Source organism: Nonomuraea sp. NBC_00507 (genome assembly GCF_036013525.1).
Classification (GTDB): Bacteria; Actinomycetota; Actinomycetes; order Streptosporangiales; family Streptosporangiaceae; genus Nonomuraea.
Map to the genome: position 1 here is coordinate 11,093,952 of NZ_CP107853.1, position 18,067 is coordinate 11,112,018.

Here is an 18,067-nt window from a genome sequence, read left to right on the forward strand (position 1 = left end):
CGGGCATGACGGAGTCCGGCGTCAGCGTGCGATCGGTGCGGGCTTTCGTGCGGTCACACGGCCGAACCCGCCGCAACGCGGCCGATTGGTACGTCACCGGGTTCTGCGTCGCGGTGTTCCTCGCCGTGGTCGGCGATCCGCTCGCCGACGTGCTGGCGGGGCTGGCCGGGCCCGGCCAGCCCGCCCGGATGGGGGCGGGAGTGGCGCTGATCGCGCTGGCGGTGGCCGCCTACCTGGCCGCGGCGCGGGCGGCGGGGCCGGTGATGCTTCCTGGGCCGGACGCGTCCTGGTTGTTGCTCTCGCCGCTGAACCGGCGGCACCTGCTGGGACCTACCGGACGGGCGCTCCTCATGGTGGCGGTGGTCGCGGGCGCTCTGCTCGGGCTGGGCGTGCTGGCGGTGCTGGGCGCGCCCGACCAGCTCGTGTGGCGGCTGCTCGGCGCGCTGGCGGTGGGCGTGTTCGCGGGCGTGGGCGGGATGGCGCTGGCGGTGCTGGCGCAGGCGTCCCAGTCGTGGCAGGTCTGGTTGACGGCCGCGATGGTGGCGTTCCTGGTGCTGGCGGCGGTGGCGGTCAGCGGGCAGCTCCGTACGGTGCTGGCCATCGCGGCCGGCGCACCGCTCCAGGCGGTGGCCGCGGCGGCGGGCTGCGCCGCCGTAGCCTCAGGCCTGCTGGTACGGCAGGCGTGGGCGGCGCTGGACAGGATCCCCGCCCGCGACATCATGGCGGCCTCGACCCGGGCCGGACACGTGGCGAGCGCGGCCGTCGGCATGGATCCGGGGACGTTCACGTGGATCGCCGAGGACAAGCACTGGAGGGCCAGGACGCTCCTCTCGCGACGGTGGCCATCGCTGCCGGCGCCCCTGGCGCTGGCCTGGCAGGACTGGCGCCGCCTGGCCCGCAGGCCGGGGCGCCTGGCGGCGATGCTCGCGACCGCCGCGCTTCCTGTGGTGCTGGCCCAGGCCGGTTTTTCGCCTGCGGCGCTCGGAGTGGCCGTGCTGGCGGGCGGGCTGGCCGTGGCCGCGTCGAGCGCGACGGGCGCGCGGCGTGACAGCGACAACCCGGCGCTGGCCAGGTTGATCGGTGTGGGCCACCGCCCGGCGCTGGCGGCCCGCGCGGTGCTGCCCGCACTGCTGAGCGGCGCCTGGACCGCCACTGCCCTGACCGGCTTGGTCCTGACCGGTGGGTCTCCTCTGACGGGCCCGGCAGGGGTCGCGGTCTCGTGGTTGGCGGGGCTGCTCGTCGCTCCCGCGCTGGCCGCTGGGGGACTGCGGATGGCGCGGCGGAGCCCGGTCGATCACTCGCTTCCGATCATCGAGACCGCTGGGGGCGCCATCCCGCTCGGGCCGGTGTTGTGGGCGGTCACGGGCGTGGACGTGGCGGTGGCCGGCTGCCTGCCGGCCTTGATCGCGCTGGCGTCCCCGGCACCCGTCCCTGGCGCGCTGCTGGCGGCCCAAGCGGTGGCCGGTGTGGCGGTGCTGGCGGGTTACGTGTGGCGGACCGCGCGCTGAAGCACGCTCAGGCGACGTACACGTCGCTCGGCACTCCCCCGTACGGAATCGTGCGGTCCCTGTGCATGCCCGCGCGCTCCGCCACCCTCCGTGACGGCGCGTTGGTGTCGCGGATCACGGCCACCACGGTCCCGAGCCGCTTGCCGACTCTTAGCGCCGCCTCGACGAGCTCCAGCGCGTACCCGTGCCCCCACGCCGACGGCCGGAACCGGTAGTAGAGGTTCAGCACGTGATCCCCGTCGACGATGGCGTGGCGCAATCCGCCGAAACCGATCACCTCCGGCTCCCCCAGCAGCCGTGCCGCCCAATAGCCGAGCCCGCGTTCGTCCCAGTCGGCGAGCCACAGATCCAGCATGGCTCGGCTGGACTCCAGATCGGGGGACGGACCTGAGGGGTTGTACACGCTCGTACGCGGGTCGGAGTGAAGCTCGTGCACGGCTGGCAGATCGTCGGCTGTGACGCGAGATAGCAGCATTCGCGCCGTTTGCACCACTTCCATGCATTCAGGGTAGCCGTTATCATCGATAGGCAATCGCTGCCGATTGATAGGCGATGGGATGGACGTACCGAAGATCCAGTCCGCACTGAGGCTCATCGCGCGCGGGCTGGAGGAGCTGGCGGGAGCGCTCGGCGATCAGGACGCGGGCGAGGACGAGCGGACGGCCCGGGTCATCCGGGAGTGGGGGCGCCGTGGCCTCACTCAGAAGGAGGCGTCGGAACTGTTCCAGCGGCACGGGTTCGCCCCGCAGACCACGGGGGGCTGGGCGCGCGGTGAGTGGGTGGAGCTCGGTGACGACGGGCTGCGCTACCTCACCGCCAAGTCCCATGCCTGGCTGGAGGAGCGCTCATGATCTTCTCGGTGCGCATCGCCGTACGCGGCTACGAGCTCGACACGCAGGGCCACGTCAACAGCGCCGTCTACCACCAGTACGGCGACCATGCCCGCTGGGAGTGCCTGCGCGCCGCCGGCATCTCGATCGACGACCTGCTGACCAGCGGCATCGGCCCCGTCACTCTGGAGAACACCATCCGCTACCACCGGGAGCTACGCGGCGGCGACGAGGTGGACGTGACGTGCGCGTTCGAGTGGGGTGAAGGGAGGACGTTCCTGGTCAGTCAGGAGTTCAGACGTGCGGACGGCGTCCTGGCCGCCGAGATGACCGGCGTCGGCGGGCTGATGGACCTTCAAGCCCGGCGGCTGCTCGGGGACCCCAGGTCACGCTGGCGTGCGCTCGCGCGCACACCGGAGATCCTGGGGCTCTGAACGTTACTTCTTGGCCTTGTCGGTGCTGGAGTCGGTGGACAGCGCGGCGACAAAGGCCTCCTGGGGCACCTCGACCCGGCCGACCATCTTCATCCGCTTCTTGCCTTCCTTCTGCTTCTCCAGCAGCTTGCGCTTACGGGAGATGTCACCGCCGTAGCACTTGGCGAGGACGTCCTTGCGGATGGCGCGGATGTTCTCGCGGGCGATGACCCTGGCCCCGATGGCGGCCTGGATCGGCACCTCGAACTGCTGCCGGGGGATCAGCTCGCGCAGCTTCTTGGCCATGTCCACGCCGTATGCGTACGCCTTGTCCTTGTGCACGATCGCGCTGAACGCGTCGACGGGCTCGCCCTGCAGCAGGATGTCGACCTTGACCAGCTCGGACTCCTGCTCCCCCGCAGGCTCGTAGTCGAGCGAGGCGTAGCCCCGGGTGCGCGACTTGAGCTGGTCGAAGAAGTCGAAGATGATCTCGCCCAGCGGCAGCGTGTAGCGGATCTCGACCCGGTCCTCCGACAGGTAGTCCATGCCGAGCAGCTGCCCGCGCCGCCCCTGGCAGATCTCCATGATCACGCCGATGAACTCGGCGGGCGCCAGGATGGTGGACTTGGTGACCGGCTCGAAGACCTGAGCGATCTTGCCGCCCGTGGGGAACTCCGACGGGTTGGTGACGGTGAGCTCCTTGCCGTCCTCCATGACCACGCGGTAGACCACGTTCGGCGCGGTGGAGATCAGCGACAGACCCCACTCGCGCTCCAGCCGCTCGCGCACGATCTCCATGTGCAACAGACCGAGGAAGCCGACACGGAAACCGAAGCCGAGCGCGGCCGACGTCTCCGGCTCGTAGACCAGCGCGGCGTCGTTGAGCTGGAGCTTGTCGAGCGCCTCGCGCAGCTCCGGGTACTCGTCGCCGTCGATCGGATAGAGCCCCGAGAACACCATCGGCTTCGGGTGCTCGTAGCCGGCCAGCATCTCGCTGGCGCCCTTGACCGCAGAGGTGACCGTGTCACCCACGCGCGACTGGCGCACGTCCTTCACGCCGGTGATGAGGTAGCCCACCTCGCCGACGCCCAGCCCCCGCTCGGCGACTGTGGGCTCGGGCGAGATGACGCCGATCTCCAGGGTCTCGTGCGTGGCCATGGTGGACATCATCAGGATGCGCTCACGCTTGCCCAGATGGCCGTCGATGACCCGGACGTACGTGACCACGCCCCGGTAGGTGTCGTAGACCGAGTCGAAGATCAGCGCCCGGGCGGGCGCGTCGGCGACGCCCACCGGCGCCGGGATCGTCGCGACCACGTGGTCGAGCAGCTCACGCACACCTTCGCCGGTCTTGCCCGACACCCTGAGCACATCGGACGGATCGCAGCCGATCAGCCCGGCCAGCTCCTCGGCGAACTTCTCCGGCTGCGCCGCGGGCAGGTCGATCTTGTTGAGGACCGGGATGATGTGCAGGTCGGCGTTCATGGCCAGGTAGAGGTTGGCCAGCGTCTGCGCCTCGATGCCCTGGGCCGCGTCGACCAGCAGGACCGCGCCCTCACACGCCTGCAGCGAACGGGACACCTCGTAGGTGAAGTCGACGTGCCCCGGAGTGTCGATCATGTTGAGCACGTGGCCGTCCCACGGCAGCCGCACGGCCTGCGACTTGATCGTGATGCCGCGCTCGCGCTCGATGTCCATCCTGTCGAGGTATTGCGCGCGCATGGAGCGTTCGTCGACCACGCCGGTGATCTGCAGCATCCGGTCGGCAAGGGTCGACTTGCCATGGTCGATGTGCGCGATGATGCAGAAGTTGCGGATCAACGCGGGGTCGGTCTGGCCAGGCTGAGTGCGCACCGAAGTCCGTTTCGACAGGGTTGAGGTCAAGCGTCTTTCATGGTGACATGCCCAGGTGATTGCCCGAACCGTCATCCGCCGCGGCCTGCGCCTGCTCGCGCTTGCCTTGGTCGTCGTGGTGGCGCTGGCCGGCCTCCTCGCCGCCGCGCTCCGCCTTCAGTTTACCGGTGCCCCGGCGGCCTGGGCGAAGAGCACCGGCAACGACGCCCTCTGGCTGGGCCACATGTGGGTGGACGGCCGCCGCACGGAACGCGACGTCGAACAGCTGGCGGTACGGCTACGCAGCACAGGCGTCAAGGACGTGTACGTGCACTCCGGCCCTTTCGAGTGGGACGGCAGCTTAAAACCGTCCAAATACCCCAGCGCAGCAAATTTCGTGACGTGGATGCACAAGCACCTCCCGGCCGTCCGCGTCTCCGCCTGGCTCGGCCAGAGCGTCAAGAACGGCCTCGACCTCGACGACCCCCGGTCCCGCGAGAACGTCCTCGCCGGGATCGCCGCCATCATGAAGCAGGGCTACGACGGCATCCACTACAACTTCGAGCCCATCGGCGACGACGACACCGAATTCCTGGACCTGCTGGAGCGGACCAGACCGCACACGAAGCTCCTGTCCACGTCGGTCCCCCAGATCGAGCCGTACCCGGGCATGCGCCTGACCGCCAGAGCGATCCTGACCCACGACAAATACTGGTCCCACGGCTACTTCCAGCAGGTCGTCAGCCGCGTCGACCAGGTCGCGGTCATGACCTACGACTCCTTCACCCCGCTGCAGTCCCTGTACGGCGGCTACGTGGCCCGCCAGGCCGAGCTGGCCCTGGACCTGGCCCCCGACGACAAACTGGTGCTCATCGGCGCCCCGGCCTACCACGATCACGGGCTGGCCTGGGCCGACGCGGCCGAGAGCGTCGCGATGGCAGCCGAGGGCGCTAGGCTGGCGCTGACCGAGCACGGCCGCCGCGAGCGCTTCGGCCTCGCCCTCTACGTGGACTTCGCCGCCACGGAGGAAGACTGGCGAGAGTACATGACACGCTGGCGTTGATTTGAGCGGCCTCCCCAGGTTATTGGTATGCTGTTCTACTGCGTGTGGCGCGCCCTCTCTCGAGCCCGCGCGCCCCATCCATCACCCAGACTCTCACCGAGGCTTCTTCGTGGCGAACATCAAGTCCCAGATCAAGCGCAACAAGCAGAACGAGAAGGCTCGTCTGCGTAACAAGGCGGTCAAGTCCTCTCTGAAGACGGCCGTCCGCAAGTTCCGCGAGGCCGCCGAGCAGGGCGACGTCGAGCAGGCTGTGGCGCTGCAGAAGACCGCCGCCCGTCAGCTGGACAAGGCCGTCAGCAAGGGCGTCATTCACAAAAACCAGGCCGCCAACCGCAAGTCGGCGATCGCCAAGCAGGCCGCGGCGCTGGCCGCCAAGTAAGACCTGGCAGACAGACGCCGCACCCGGATCAGGGTGCGGCGTTCTTGTTTTGTGTGCGCTTTTGTCACAGTTTCGATATCACATGGGCATACCGGGTCCGTCACCGTTGCGATGATCGCCTTCCGGTCCTTCGCTCAGAGCGCATTCAATGGGACGCATGCGGGGGCCATTGATCGTCAAGAGGGCGTTCAGCGAGCCATTGCTCCTCTTGGCCGCGTTCGGGTCGATCCTGCTGGCGACCACCACGTTGGTCGCCTTGACCATGTACGCCTCGTCCATCGCCGACGCCGGCGTCCGCAGGACGATGGAGACGGCCTCCTACCGCCAGACGGCGGCCACGGTTGGCGCCCAGATCACCGCCGAGACCTTCCCCACGTACGACCGGGCGGTGCGTGAGGAGCTCGCCCGCGCCTACGCCGCGGTCCCGGCCATCACCACCAGCTTCCGCTCCGATTCGTACGTCATGCCGGGCCAGGACGGCAGGGAACAGCCCGAGCTGCTCAGGTTCGGCAGCTACGACGGGCTCGACCGGCACGCCGAGCTGATCTCCGGCAGCTGGCCGCGCGCCGGCGGATCGACGATCGAGGCGTCGATCTCGCTGCCGGCGTCCTCGGCCACCGGCTTCGAGGTCGGCAGGGAGATCGTCACGAAGGGCCGGCTCGACCCGCGCCCGGTCACGGTCCGCATCGTCGGCGTCTTCCAGCTTCGCGACCCATCGGAGGAGCGCTGGGCCGGCGAGCAGTTGCTGAGCAGGGGCGTCGAGCGCGGCGACTTCACCACCTACGGGCCGCTGATGGTGGCGCGGGAGACGTTCGTGGCGCGCTTCGCCACCAACGTCAGGGCCATCTGGACGGCGGAGCCCGATCTGAGCGCGCTGACGCCCGAGCGGCTGCGCCCGACGGCGGACGCGGTGGCCCAGGTAGGCGAGCGGCTGACCGCGGCCGGCTGCGTGAGCTGCGTGGTGGCCAGCCGCCTGCCGGAGGTCCTCACCCAGCTCGACACCGCGTCGCTGGTGGCTCGCTCGACCATGCTGATCCCGGTGCTGCAGCTGCTGTTGCTGGCGGGGTACGCGCTGATGCTCACCGCGCGGCTGCTGGCCGACCACCGCCGCATGGAGGTGGCGCTGCTGCGCTCGCGCGGCGCGGGCACGATCCGCCTGGCCGCGCTGGCCGGGGGCGAGGCGCTGCTGGTGGCGCTGCCGTGCGCGCTCGTCGCGCCGTTCCTCGGCCCGCCGCTGCTCTCGCTGGTCCATCAGCTGCCGTGGATCAGGGCCTCGGGGGTGCGCCTGGCGCCGTCGGCCGACCTCGGCACGTTCCTCGTGTCGTTCGGCGTGGCCCTGGCGTCGGCCGTGCTGCTGATGCTGCCGGCCCTGGCGGGCGCGCGGCGCACGTACGTGGAGGAGATGTCGGCGCGCGGCCGCGGCGGTGTGCGCGGGCTGATCGAGCGGGCGGGCGCGGACCTGGGGCTGCTCGGGGTGGCCGCGCTGGCGATCTGGCAGCTGCAGCGCTACGGCGCGCCGGTCACCGCGAGGGCGGCGGGCGGGCTCGGCATCGACCCGCTCATCATCTCCGGGCCCGCGCTGGCGCTGCTCGCGGGCGGCATGCTGGGGCTGCGGCTGGTGCCGCGCGTGTCGAAGCTGGCCGAGCGGCTGACCTCCAGGCGGCCCACGCTCGCCCCCGCGCTCGGGGCGTGGCAGGTGAGCAGGCGGCCGCTCACGTACGGCGGTCCCGCGCTGCTGCTCACCATGGCGGTCGCGATCGGCATCCTGTCCATGACCACCGCCGCCACCTGGCGGGCCTCCCAGCTCGACCAGGCCCGCCACCAGACCGGGGCCGACCTGCGGCTGTCGGGGCCGCCGGACGGGCCTGAGCTGGGGTCGCTCGGACGGGGCACGGCGTTCAGCGCGTTGCCCGGCGTCACCGCGGCCGCCCCCGCCTTTCGCGGGCAGAGCGAGGTGAGCAACGAGAGCGCGCTGCTGCTCGGACTCGACGCGGCCCAGCTCGGTGAGCTGTTCCAGCTGCGCCCCGACCTGTCGGCGCAGACGGTCGCGGAGATGTCCCGGGCCCTCGTCGGCGAACAGGCGGGCAGGCTGGACCTTCCCGGGCAGCCTCGCACGCTCGCCGTGCGGGTCGAGACGGACGCGGAAGTGCCGGCGCGGCTGGTGCTGTCCGACGCGCTGGGCGTGTGGCGCGACCTCCCGCTCGGCGTGCTCCGCAAGGGCGAGAACCGGATCGACGTCGATCTGCGGCCGCTGGCCGGGCGGTCCGGGAAGATCACCTACCCGCTGTCGCTGCGCGGCCTCGTCGCGAGCGCGCCGACGGGGCTGAGGCTGCGCGGTCTGAGCGCCGACGGCCGGAACGTGGCGGCCCAGCCCTCCGCCGACCTACCCGGCGTGGCCGCCTTCGGGCCGCTGCGAGACCTCGGCCCGCTGCCCGTGGTCCTCACCGCCGACCTGGCCGCCACGCTCAAGATGGGTGCCGGGCAGGCCGGGCGCGTCAACATCGCCGGCCGGGTCCTGCAGATCAAGGTGGTGGGTGTCGTGGAGAGCATGCCGACCGCCGCGGCCGGCCAGAAGGCTGTGCTCGCCGACTGGGGAACGCTACAGGCGCACGAGCTGGCCGCGGCGCAGCCACCCAGGCCCGCCACCGAGTGGTGGCTCGCCACCGACGACACCGAACCGGCGCGGGCGACGCTTCGCAAGAGCCCCGAATGGGACGTGACCGCGGTCGACCAGCACGAGCTGGCCGCCACGTTGCGGGACGACCCGCTGGCCAGCGGGCTGCAAGGGGCGCTGATGCTGGGGTTCGCCGCGGCGCTGGGCTTCGCGACGCTCGGATTCCTGGTGAACGCGGCGGTCGCGGCGCGGGAGCGGAGGGCGGAGTTCGCCGTCCTGCGGGCGCTCGGGACCAGCTCCCGGCAGGTGCTCGGGCTGCTGACTGTTGAGCAGGCATTCGTCATCGGGTTGTCGCTGACGGCCGGCACCGGACTAGCCGTGGCCGTCGGGACGCTGGTGGTCCCGCACATCGTGCTGACCGGGCAGGCGTCGGCGGTGACGCCCAGCGTGCAGCTCGACATCCCCTGGACGGCCACGGCCGCGATGCTGGTGCTGATGGCCGGGGTGCTGTTCGCGATCGTCACCGGGCTGGCGCGACGCCTGTGGCGCGGGCACGTCTTGGAGGAGCGATGAGAATTCCCCTCCTGGCCCGGGCGAACGCGGGCACCCTCGCCGTGCTCGTCGCGCTGACGGCGGTCGCCTGCCTGCTCGTCGCCGGGCTGCCCCGCGCGACGCAGGCGTCGTTCGACCAGGCGCTGCGCCGGTCGCTGAGCACCGCTCCCGCCGTGCAGACCGACCTGACGGTGGCCTCGGAGCCGCGTACCCCCGATCAGGATCTGCACGAACGCGCCCAGTTCGCATCCCTCTACCGTCAATGGCGGCAGATCGTCCCGGCGCCGCTTCGGCCGCTGGTCGCGCCCGCCGGTCACATGAGCGCCAAGACCTCCCGCACGCCGGTCGCCGGGACCGGCGGGAGGACGTACATCAACCTCGGCTGGTTGTCCGACGCCGACCAGCGGGTGGATTGGGTCCAGGGCCGGGCGCCCGGCCCGGTGTCCACGACGCGCCACGAGGGCGAGACGATCCCGCTGATCGAGGTGGGCGTCGTGGACGAGGCCGTGCGCGAGATGGGCCTCGGGGTCGGCCAGAGCAAGGTGCTGGGCGAGAGCGACTACGTCGCCGTGAAGATCGTCGGCCTGTTCAAGGCCAAGAACCCGAACGATCGCTCCTGGAGCCACGACCCCGACCTCCTGCACGTCGCCAGGCACCTGCCCCCGGGCGGGCTGGACTTCGAGTTCCACGTCACGACGCTGATGTCCGACGCGGGACTCGCCGCGCTGAGCGGCGAGTCCCGCAACCTGACCTACCGTTGGGTCCTTCCCCTGGACGGGCGGACCGCGAGCGCGCTGGACGTGCCGGACATCGGCGCCGCGGTCGCCGAGCTCGAGCGGCTGCTGTCGGTCCAGGCGGTGAGCCCCGCCGCGCACCGCCTGGACACCGGGCTGCCCAACCTGCTCGGCGATTTCAGCGCGGCGCTCGCCAGTGCGCAGAACGTGATCTACCTGGCGCTCGGCGGGCTGCTCGCGGTCGCGCTCGGCGTGATCGTGCTGGCGGTCCGGTCGCTGACCGACCGGATGGAGCACACACTGGCGCTGGCGCGGGCGCGGGGTGGCTCACTCCTGCAGGTGGCGGGAGCCGGGGCGGCACTGACCGGCCTCGCCGTGGCGCCCGCGGCCGCGGCCGGGTACGCCCTGTCCTTCCTCGTACCCGGGCCGGTGCTGCCCGTCGTGCACGCGGGCCCGGCGGTCGTGGTGGTCACGGCCGTGGGGTTCGCCGCGGTTCGGGTGTCGTTCGCGCATCGCACGCCGCTGCACGAGCGGCGCGACGACGTGGCCGCGGCACGGCCGTCCGCCCGGCGCGTCACGCTGGAGGTGCTGGTCGTGGGGCTGGCGCTGGCGGGGGCTTACCTGCTGCGGGCGCGTGGGCTGTCCCAGGACCCCTTCCTGTTGTTCGTGCCGGTCGCGTTGACGCTCGCGGCCGCACTGATCACGTTGCGCTGCTACCCGTACCCGCTGCGGCTGCTCGTACGGCTGGCCGCACGCGGCCGTGCCGCCGTGGCGTTCCTGGGGCTGACCAGGGCCGCCCGGGCGCGCTCTGCCAGCGGGCTGCCGGTGCTGATCCTGCTGCCGGCGCTGGCGGTGTCGGTGTTCGCGACGGTGATCTCCGAGGGGATCGCGAGCACGCAGGTGCGGGCCTCCTGGCAGCAGGTGGGCGCGCCGATCAAAGTGACGTCGATCGGGGAGATCCCCGCTTCCGTCATCGAGAAGGTGCGCGCGACGGACGGCGTGGAGCAGGTGGTGCTCGCGCAGACCGGGCGGGTGCAGCTCGCGAACGCCCCCGAGTGGGCCGCCGCCATCGCGGTGGACGTGGCACAGTGGCGACGGCTCCTCGCGGGCGCGCCCATCAGCCTGCCGGCACTGTCCGGCGGCACATCCGCGCTGGTCTCACCCGAGCTGTCGGGGCGAGGTTCGTTCGAGGTCGGGTGGCTGGGGCGGCCGCGGGTGACCCCCCAGGGTGTGATCGATTCGGTCCCCGGGTTCTGGTCCAGCGGGAAGTTCATCGTCATGTCCACGAGCGCGCTGCCCCGGCTCGAGGTGAACACGTTGCTGATCAAGGGCGACGTCCCGCCGGCCGAGCTGGCGCGGATGGTGCCGGCGTCCACTGTGGACTCGCAGGAGCGGGCGCTGACCGCGATCCGGGACGATCCGCTCACCGGCGCGGTCCGCTCCACGCTGACCGTGGTGACGGTGGCGCTGGGGCTGTACGCGCTCGTGGCCGTCGTCCTGTCGCTGGTCGTGGGGGCCGCCGACCGGGCCAGGTCGGTGTCGTTCCTGCGTACGCTCGGGCTGTCGGACCGGCAGGCGCGGCGGCTGACCGTGCTGGAGGTGCTTCCCATGGTTCTCCTCACCGCACTGGTGGGGCTCGGGCTGGGGCTCGGGTTGCCGGCGGCGCTCGGGCCCGGTGTGGACCTGTCCGCGTACGCCGGGGACCTGCCCGTCGGCGACTACTCCCCCAACCTGCTCACGCCTGGCGCGCTGGCGGCGGGGCTGATCGTCGCCGCCGCGCTCGGCGCGTACGCGTACACCGCCATCGGCCGCCGTCGCAGCCTCGGCACCGCACTCCGAGTAGGAGATTCGTGATGAACCCGACCCTGCCCGACGTGCCCAAGTCCGGCACTATGTCCGACGTGCCCGAGTCCGGCACCCTGTCCGAGCTGGAAGCCAGGGCCACGCGCAAGAAGGCCGCGTTCGGCGGTGACGCGCACATCGTGTGCGACAACCTCGTCCGCATCTACAAGACCGAGGGCGTCGAGGTCGTCGCGCTGCAGGGCCTGGACCTCGTGATCGACAAGGGCGAGCTGGTCGCCATCGTCGGGGCGTCGGGTTCGGGCAAGTCGACGCTGCTCAACGTGCTGTCGGGGCTGGACGTCCCGACGGCCGGGGTGGCCAGGGTGGCGGGCATGGATCTGCTGTCGATGAGCCCGCGCGACCGGTTGCGCTACCGGCGGTCCGTGGTCGGCTTCCTCTGGCAGGAGACGGCGCGGAACCTTCTGCCGTATCTGAGCGCGCGCGAGAACGTCGAGCTGCCGATGAAGCTCGCCGGCTCCGCGCGGAAGGGCCGAGCCATGGAGCTCCTGGAACTGCTCGGCGTGGCGTCCTGCGCCAACCACAAGGTCCCCGAAATGTCAGGCGGCGAGCAGCAGCGCGTGGCCATCGCCGTCGCCCTGGCCAACTCCCCGCAGCTCATCCTGGCCGACGAGCCGACGGGTGAGCTGGACAGCGAGACGGCGGCGCAGGTGTTCGCCGCCCTGCGCACCGCCAACCGGGAGCTGGGGGTCACGGTGGTCATCGTGACGCACGACCCGCTCGTGTCGGAGCAGGTGGACCGGACGGTCGGCATTCGCGACGGGCGTACCAGCAGCGAGACGCTGCGCCGCGAGGGCGCCGAGGGGCAGATCGTCGCCGAGGAGTACGCCGTGCTCGACCGGGTCGGGCGCCTGCAGCTCCCACGCGACTTCATGAACGCACTCAACATGGAGCGCCGCGTACGCCTGGAGCTCGAATCCGACCACATCGGCGTCTGGCCGTCCCGAGAGGAGCCCTCCAGTGACTGATTCCCCCCTGGTCGTGGTGGAAGGGCTGCGCAAGATCTACCGGACCGGCCCCAAGGAGGTCGTGGCGCTGCGCGACGTGTCGTTCTCCGTCTTTCCCGGGGAGCTGATCGCGATCAAGGGCCGCTCCGGGTCCGGCAAGACCACCCTCCTCAACCAGATCGGCGGCCTCGACCAGCCGGACGCGGGCCGGGTCACCGTGTCGGGACACGACGTCACGGCGATGTCGGAAGAGGCGCTGCTGGAACTGCGCAGGGACGTGGTGGGCTTCGTGTTCCAGTCGTTCGGCCTGATCCCCGTCCTGTCCGCCGCCGAGAACGTGGGGGTGCCGATGCGGCTCGTACGGATGCCGGCCGAGGAACGCGAGGCCCGCATCCGCATGCTGCTGGCCCTGGTGGGGCTGGAACAGCACGCCAACCAGCGGCCGTACGAGCTGTCGGGCGGGCAGCGGCAGCGGGTGGCGATCGCCAGGTCGCTGGCGAACCGGCCGCGCCTGCTCGTGGCCGACGAGCCGACGGGGCAGCTGGACTCGCAGACCGGACGCCAGATCATGGAGCTGCTGCGCGCCCTCGTACGGAGCGAAGGCGTCACCGCCCTGGTCGCCACCCACGACCCCAGCTTGATCACGCTGGCCGACCGGGTGCTGGAGATCAGCGACGGCGTGGTCCGCGAGGCGGCTCTGACCTGACCCCTCAGCGGGCGAGGGCGACCCCCGGCCGCCTCCCGTGGGCACGCCCACGTGCCGTCCGGGAAGAGCACACGGCGCGCGCGGCCCGCCGAGGGCGACGGCTCACCCGGTCTCGGCGGTCGTGAGGACGTTCTTGCCACGGCTGTCACGCCGTTCGAGCCGCTCGTGGGCCTGGCGGGCCTGATCCATCGGGAAGACCGCCTCCACCGGAACCCGGTACGACCCCGACGCCACCCGGCCAGCGATCTCCCGCAGGTCGTCGCGGGGGTCGTAGCCGTGCTGCAACAGGTTAGTGAGCTGAAAGCCGAGAATGGCGGCGTTCTTGGGATAGAAATCACGGGTGTCGATGATGCTCGGTTCCAACGCGACGTTGGCCAGAGCGACCACGCGCCCGGCATAGGCGGCCTGGCGCAGGCTGTACGCGAACGTAGGCCCGCCCACCGCGTCCAGGACGACGTCCGCCCCGCGCCCGCCGGTCAGCCGCATGACCTCGGCCACCGCTGCTTCCCCGGGGTGGTCGGAGGTGTCGACGGTCTCGTGCGCGCCGAAGCCCGCCGCCCACGCGGCCTTGCCGGCCGAGCCCGCTACCGCTATCACCCGCGCGCCCAGCTGCGCGGCGATCTGCACGGCAGCGCTGCCGACCCCGCTGGCTGCGGCTTGAACGACCACCGTCTCGCCCGCCTCCACCCTGGCCAGGCGCCGCACGCAGTACCAAGCGGTCAGCCAGGCCGTGGGCAGCGCCGCGGCCTCGATCATGCTGATGTCCTTCGGCAGGACGGCCACCCGATCCGCGGGCACGGCGGCGAACTCCGCATACAGGCCGCTGCCCAGCGCCATGACCTGCTGCCCCACCTCGATGCCGTGCACGCCGTCGCCCACGGCGGCCACCGTGCCCGCCGCCTCCAGTCCGGGGATCAGCGGCGGGCGTCCAGCCCGATGGTAGGAACCCGAACGGATGAGGGCGTCCGCCCGGTTCACTCCCGCTGCCGCGATTCGTACCAGCACCTCGCCCGGCCCGGCGTCGGGGACCGGGACCTCCACAAGACGCAAGACCTCGGGTCCGCCGAATTCGTCGATCCGCACCGCGCGCATGCCGCACTCGCCCTCTCTGGACACTAGTTGAATAGGTGTCATCATGTATACCTATTCAACAGGTGTCAACCCAGTAGGATCGGAGCATGACCCGCCCGCCTGCCGCCTCCCTGATGGCGTTCCCTTTCATCGGCGGCCGCCCCTGTCTTGACTTCGTCGCTACGCTCGGCAAGCGGCACGCCGTTCCCGTCGAAAGGCTGCCGAACCCCGACGCACTCGGCCGCTGGATTCACGAGGCCGGACTCAGCTCGGATGTCCCCCAGGCCACCACCGCCCACCTGACGGACGCCCTGGGCCTGCGTGAGGCGATCTACCAGCTGTTGCGCGCCGCGATCGCCGGGCGTCCTGTCGACCCTGCCGACGTCGCGCTCACCAACGCGGTGGCCGCGAATCCCGATCTCGCCCCGCAGCTCTCTGTCAGCGGCGACTTGCCGTCCATCAGCCGGCAGAGCGCCGACGTGACGCCCGCCGCCTTGGCGACCGTGGCCCGCGACGCGGTGCTGTTGCTCGGCGGCCCGCTGCTGGAGCGGGTCAAGGAGTGCGAGAATCCAGACTGCTCGCTGCTGTTCCTTGATGACTCACAGGCACGGCGACGCCGCTGGTGCTCAATGGACCGATGCGGAAACCTGGCCAAGATCGCCGGCTACCGCTCCCGCACCCGTGCGCGTCCCGAGTGAGGCCGCCCCCGATCTCCGGCAGTAGGACGGTTTCGCTGCTCGGGCACCACCGAGCCAGATCCACCAGCCCACCTCACCACGAGCCAAACCTCAGCTCCTGACACAGCGGCGCACCTCCGGCGCAGCGGCGCACTACCTCCCAGTGCGGCTGGCCACGATTACCTGCACCGTATGCTCCAGCGCGTACGCCGGATCCGCTCCCCCGCCCTTGACCTGCTCGTCCGCGTCGGCCACCGCCTGGATGGCCCTCGACAAGCCTTCGGGCCCCCATCCGTTGAGCTGCCGCTTCACCCGATCCACCTTCCACGGTGGCATCCCGACGTGGCTCGCCAACTGCCCGCCCCGGAGATTGCGCGGCGCACTCCCCACCTTGGCGAGCGACCTCAGCCCTCCGGCCAAGGCGCTCACCAGCAGCACCGGAGCGACGCCGGTGCCGAGCGCCCACCGCAGTTGCTCCAGAGCGTCGCCCAGCCGCCCCTCGACCGCCGAGTCGGCCACGTTGAAGCCGGTGACCTCGGCCCGCCCCTTGTGATAGCGCGCCACGGCCGCCGCGCTGATCGTCTTGTCCTCGGTGTCGAACATCAGCTGGCTGCACGCCGCCGCCAGCTCCCGCAGATCGTTGCCGACGGCATCGAGCAACGCCTGCGCCGCGTCACTGGAGATTCCTCGCCCGGCCTGCTTGAACTCCCCTTTGACGAAATCCAGCCGCTCCCCCGCCTTGGTGACCTTGTTGATCATGATCACCGCAGCCTTGACCTTCTTCACCCCGTCGACCAGCGCCTTGCCCTTCACCCCGCCCGGGTGCACCAGCACGAGCGCGGTGTCGTCGGACGGCTGCTTGGCATAGGTCACGACCTCGTTGATCACTTCCTTGGGCAGATCCTGCGCCGACCGGACCACCACCACGGAACGATCGCCGAAGAGCGACGGCGAGGTCAGCTGCATCAGCTCCCCGGCCGTCATCTTGCTCCCTACGAGGTGGTGCACCTCGACGTCCGGATCAGCGGCCCGGGCCGCCGCGACGACGCCGCTCACCGCCCGCTCGGCCAGCAACTCTTCATCGCCGAGGACCAAGGTCACAGGTGCTGGATCGCTTCCCGCCATGCCTGGCAGCATGCCATGCGCCACCGACAACCTGGTACTCGACGATGTCAATCACGGCGGCATGCGGCCACCTGGGCTAGGCTTACCTATACGGATTTTGTTAAGGTCAACCTGAACAATTATGGGGGGGATGTGCCTATACCGCTAGCCAAGCCAGAGCGGCTGCTGGACCGTGATCACGAATGGGCGCTGTTGAACGGTTTCCTCGCCGATCCAGCCCCGGAGTTGCGGCTGGCCATCCTCTCGGGACGGCGGCGGAACGGGAAGTCGTTCCTGCTGGAGGCGCTCACAGAAGCAGCAGGCGGGCTATATCTGACCGCCGTACAAGAGGAAGGCCGGGTGCCCGCGCTGCACCGGTTCACCGAGGCGATCGCCGCGCACGCGGGAGTGCGACCTGGGGCGATGCGGCTGGACGACTGGCGGGATGTGCTCACCGCCGCGCTGGATGTGGTGAACCGGGCGCCGGGGGCGCCGCTGATCGTCATCGACGAGCTGCCGTATCTGCTACAGCACTCCCCGGAGATCCCCGGGTTCCTGCAATTGCTGTACGACCAGTCGCAGTCAGGCAAGGCGCCCGGTGGCCGGATCGTGCTTTGCGGCTCGGCTATGAGCGTGATGTCTGAGCTGTTGTCCGGCACCAAGCCGCTACGCGGCCGAGCCGTGCTGGACCTGCGCCTGCCGGCCTTCGACTACCGCACCACGCGCACCCACTGGGGGATCGAGGATCCGGCGGTGGCACTGCAGGTGGATGCCGTGCTAGGCGGCGCCCCCGGCTACCGGCCGCTGGCCGCGGGACCGGCGCCGCAGAGCGAGGCGGAGTTCGGCCCTTGGGTAGAACGCACCCTGCTGGACCCGGGGCGTGCCCTGTACTCACGAGTGGAGGCGGAGTTTCTCCTGCGCGAGGACCCGCGGATCACCCACCGCACGCTGTATTACGACGTGCTGTCCGCGTTGGCCCGGGGTGCGTCGACACCGGCGAAGGTCGGTTCGGTGCTCGAGCGGTCCCGCTCCGCCATGGTCGCTCCGCTGGAAGTACTCGAGTCCACCGGCTACATCCGCAGAGAGCAGGACATGCTGAAGGCACGGCATCCAGTCATCAGCGTGGCAGACCCGGTGATCCGCTTCAACCAGCTGATCACACTGCCCATGGTGGACCTGGTGGAACGGCGGCGCGGAGCCCAGGTGTGGCAGTCATCCCGCCCGACGTACCACTCGAAGATCCTCGGCCCGCACTTCGAGGAGACCGCCCGCGAGTGGGCCCGCACCTTCGCCTTCGACGAGACGCGGCTGTCGCTCGGCGCGGTCGGCACAGCGGAGATCGCCGACCCTGCCGCCCGGACCAGACATGAGGTCGACCTGCTCGCCATGGCGCTAGGTGAGCGCCCGCAAAGCCCTCGGGCGACCATAGCCCTGATCGGTGAGGCCAAGGCCACCATCCAGCCCCGCGGACTGAAGGACCTCCAGCGCCTCGAACACATCCGGACCCTGCTCGCCGACCAAGGACATCGGCCCGATGACGCGGTCCTTGCCCTGTTCTCCCTGTACGGCTTCCATCCCGATGTCATCGATGCCGCCCAACGCCGCCGCGATGTCCTCCTGGTCGACATTGGCGCGCTGTACGGGGACAGCCCCATCCACGGCCTGACATGACACGACACGCGCGACGCTCCATGGGCCGACCGGGAAGCGGCGCGCCGTCGTCGTGCAACCAGGAGCAGGCCACTCCATGGCTCGATGACGCCGACCGGTTCGTGG

Annotated in this window: 15 protein-coding genes; 11 read left to right on the forward strand and 4 right to left on the reverse strand. The window is 70.8% G+C overall.

Annotated features, from left to right (window positions below):
• Positions 1–5: 5 nt before the first annotated feature.
• A complete protein-coding gene (locus tag OHA25_RS52910) occupies positions 6–1,508 on the forward strand; it encodes a DUF6297 family protein (protein WP_327584423.1) in 1,503 nt (500 codons plus the stop codon).
• A 7-nt stretch (positions 1,509–1,515) separates the two neighbouring features.
• Here the strand turns inward: OHA25_RS52910 and OHA25_RS52915 are convergent, their stop codons facing one another.
• A complete protein-coding gene (locus OHA25_RS52915) occupies positions 1,516–2,007 on the reverse strand; it encodes a GNAT family N-acetyltransferase (RefSeq protein ID WP_327584424.1) in 492 nt (163 codons plus the stop codon).
• Positions 2,008–2,065: 58 nt separating this feature from the next.
• Here OHA25_RS52915 and OHA25_RS52920 point away from each other — a divergent pair, with 58 nt between their 5' ends.
• Positions 2,066–2,359: a hypothetical protein gene (locus OHA25_RS52920; RefSeq protein ID WP_327584425.1), complete on the forward strand. Its 294-nt coding sequence runs from the start codon at positions 2,066–2,068 to the stop codon at positions 2,357–2,359.
• A complete protein-coding gene (locus OHA25_RS52925) occupies positions 2,356–2,772 on the forward strand; it encodes an acyl-CoA thioesterase (protein ID WP_327584426.1) in 417 nt (138 codons plus the stop codon). The genes OHA25_RS52920 and OHA25_RS52925 overlap by 4 nt, the downstream gene beginning before the upstream one ends.
• Positions 2,773–2,775: 3 nt before the next feature.
• Here OHA25_RS52925 and lepA read toward each other — a convergent pair whose 3' ends face one another.
• Positions 2,776–4,605 (reverse strand): translation elongation factor 4, encoded by a 1,830-nt coding sequence (gene lepA, locus OHA25_RS52930; RefSeq protein WP_327584427.1) that lies wholly within the window; start codon positions 4,603–4,605, stop codon positions 2,776–2,778.
• A 55-nt stretch (positions 4,606–4,660) separates the two neighbouring features.
• Between lepA and OHA25_RS52935 the strand changes: the two genes are divergently transcribed.
• From OHA25_RS52935 to OHA25_RS52960, 6 genes are all read left to right on the forward strand, one after another.
• Positions 4,661–5,647 (forward strand): hypothetical protein, encoded by a 987-nt coding sequence (locus OHA25_RS52935; protein ID WP_327584428.1) that lies wholly within the window; start codon positions 4,661–4,663, stop codon positions 5,645–5,647.
• Between the two features lie 109 nt (positions 5,648–5,756).
• Positions 5,757–6,026: a 30S ribosomal protein S20 gene (gene rpsT, locus OHA25_RS52940; protein ID WP_305923359.1), complete on the forward strand. Its 270-nt coding sequence runs from the start codon at positions 5,757–5,759 to the stop codon at positions 6,024–6,026.
• 157 nt (positions 6,027–6,183) lie between these two features.
• Positions 6,184–9,213: an FtsX-like permease family protein gene (locus tag OHA25_RS52945; protein ID WP_327584429.1), complete on the forward strand. Its 3,030-nt coding sequence runs from the start codon at positions 6,184–6,186 to the stop codon at positions 9,211–9,213.
• On the forward strand, positions 9,210–11,780 hold the full coding sequence (locus OHA25_RS52950) for an FtsX-like permease family protein (protein ID WP_327584430.1): 2,571 nt from the start codon (positions 9,210–9,212) through the stop codon (positions 11,778–11,780). Before OHA25_RS52945 ends, OHA25_RS52950 begins: the two co-directional genes overlap by 4 nt.
• Complete coding sequence (locus OHA25_RS52955) at positions 11,780–12,754, forward strand: ABC transporter ATP-binding protein (protein ID WP_327584431.1); 975 nt, start codon at positions 11,780–11,782, stop codon at positions 12,752–12,754. The genes OHA25_RS52950 and OHA25_RS52955 overlap by 1 nt, the downstream gene beginning before the upstream one ends.
• On the forward strand, positions 12,747–13,439 hold the full coding sequence (locus OHA25_RS52960; protein ID WP_327584432.1) for an ABC transporter ATP-binding protein: 693 nt from the start codon (positions 12,747–12,749) through the stop codon (positions 13,437–13,439). Before OHA25_RS52955 ends, OHA25_RS52960 begins: the two co-directional genes overlap by 8 nt.
• 102 nt (positions 13,440–13,541) lie before the next feature.
• Here OHA25_RS52960 and OHA25_RS52965 read toward each other — a convergent pair whose 3' ends face one another.
• Positions 13,542–14,531 carry a quinone oxidoreductase family protein gene (locus tag OHA25_RS52965; RefSeq protein ID WP_327584433.1) on the reverse strand — a complete coding sequence of 330 codons (990 nt, stop codon included), beginning with the start codon at positions 14,529–14,531 and terminating at the stop codon, positions 13,542–13,544.
• 86 nt (positions 14,532–14,617) lie between these two features.
• Between OHA25_RS52965 and OHA25_RS52970 the strand changes: the two genes are divergently transcribed.
• Entirely contained in the window at positions 14,618–15,208 is a 591-nt protein-coding gene (locus OHA25_RS52970; protein ID WP_327584434.1) for a CGNR zinc finger domain-containing protein, read from the forward strand.
• Between the two features lie 132 nt (positions 15,209–15,340).
• Here the strand turns inward: OHA25_RS52970 and holA are convergent, their stop codons facing one another.
• Positions 15,341–16,324 (reverse strand): DNA polymerase III subunit delta, encoded by a 984-nt coding sequence (gene holA / locus OHA25_RS52975; RefSeq protein WP_327591172.1) that lies wholly within the window; start codon positions 16,322–16,324, stop codon positions 15,341–15,343.
• A gap of 120 nt (positions 16,325–16,444) precedes the next feature.
• On the opposite strand from holA, the gene OHA25_RS52980 reads away from it, so the two are divergent.
• Positions 16,445–17,962 (forward strand): AAA family ATPase, encoded by a 1,518-nt coding sequence (locus OHA25_RS52980; RefSeq protein ID WP_327584435.1) that lies wholly within the window; start codon positions 16,445–16,447, stop codon positions 17,960–17,962.
• Positions 17,963–18,067 lie beyond the last annotated feature (105 nt).

What these genes read in the sequence shown, in the direction of transcription:
- OHA25_RS52920 (WP_327584425.1), top strand. Translation starts at nt 2,066, where the DNA reads ATGGACGTACCGAAGATCCAGTCCGCACTGAGGCTCATCGCGCGCGGG.
- OHA25_RS52945 (WP_327584429.1), top strand. Translation starts at nt 6,184, where the DNA reads ATGCGGGGGCCATTGATCGTCAAGAGGGCGTTCAGCGAGCCATTGCTC.
- OHA25_RS52950 (WP_327584430.1), top strand. Translation starts at nt 9,210, where the DNA reads ATGAGAATTCCCCTCCTGGCCCGGGCGAACGCGGGCACCCTCGCCGTG.
- OHA25_RS52970 (WP_327584434.1), top strand. Translation starts at nt 14,618, where the DNA reads ATGACCCGCCCGCCTGCCGCCTCCCTGATGGCGTTCCCTTTCATCGGC.
- OHA25_RS52965 (WP_327584433.1), bottom strand. Translation starts at nt 14,531, where the DNA reads ATGCGCGCGGTGCGGATCGACGAATTCGGCGGACCCGAGGTCTTGCGT.
- OHA25_RS52910 (WP_327584423.1), top strand. Translation starts at nt 6, where the DNA reads ATGACGGAGTCCGGCGTCAGCGTGCGATCGGTGCGGGCTTTCGTGCGG.
- OHA25_RS52955 (WP_327584431.1), top strand. Translation starts at nt 11,780, where the DNA reads ATGAACCCGACCCTGCCCGACGTGCCCAAGTCCGGCACTATGTCCGAC.
- OHA25_RS52915 (WP_327584424.1), bottom strand. Translation starts at nt 2,007, where the DNA reads ATGGAAGTGGTGCAAACGGCGCGAATGCTGCTATCTCGCGTCACAGCC.
- holA (WP_327591172.1), bottom strand. Translation starts at nt 16,324, where the DNA reads ATGCTGCCAGGCATGGCGGGAAGCGATCCAGCACCTGTGACCTTGGTC.
- OHA25_RS52925 (WP_327584426.1), top strand. Translation starts at nt 2,356, where the DNA reads ATGATCTTCTCGGTGCGCATCGCCGTACGCGGCTACGAGCTCGACACG.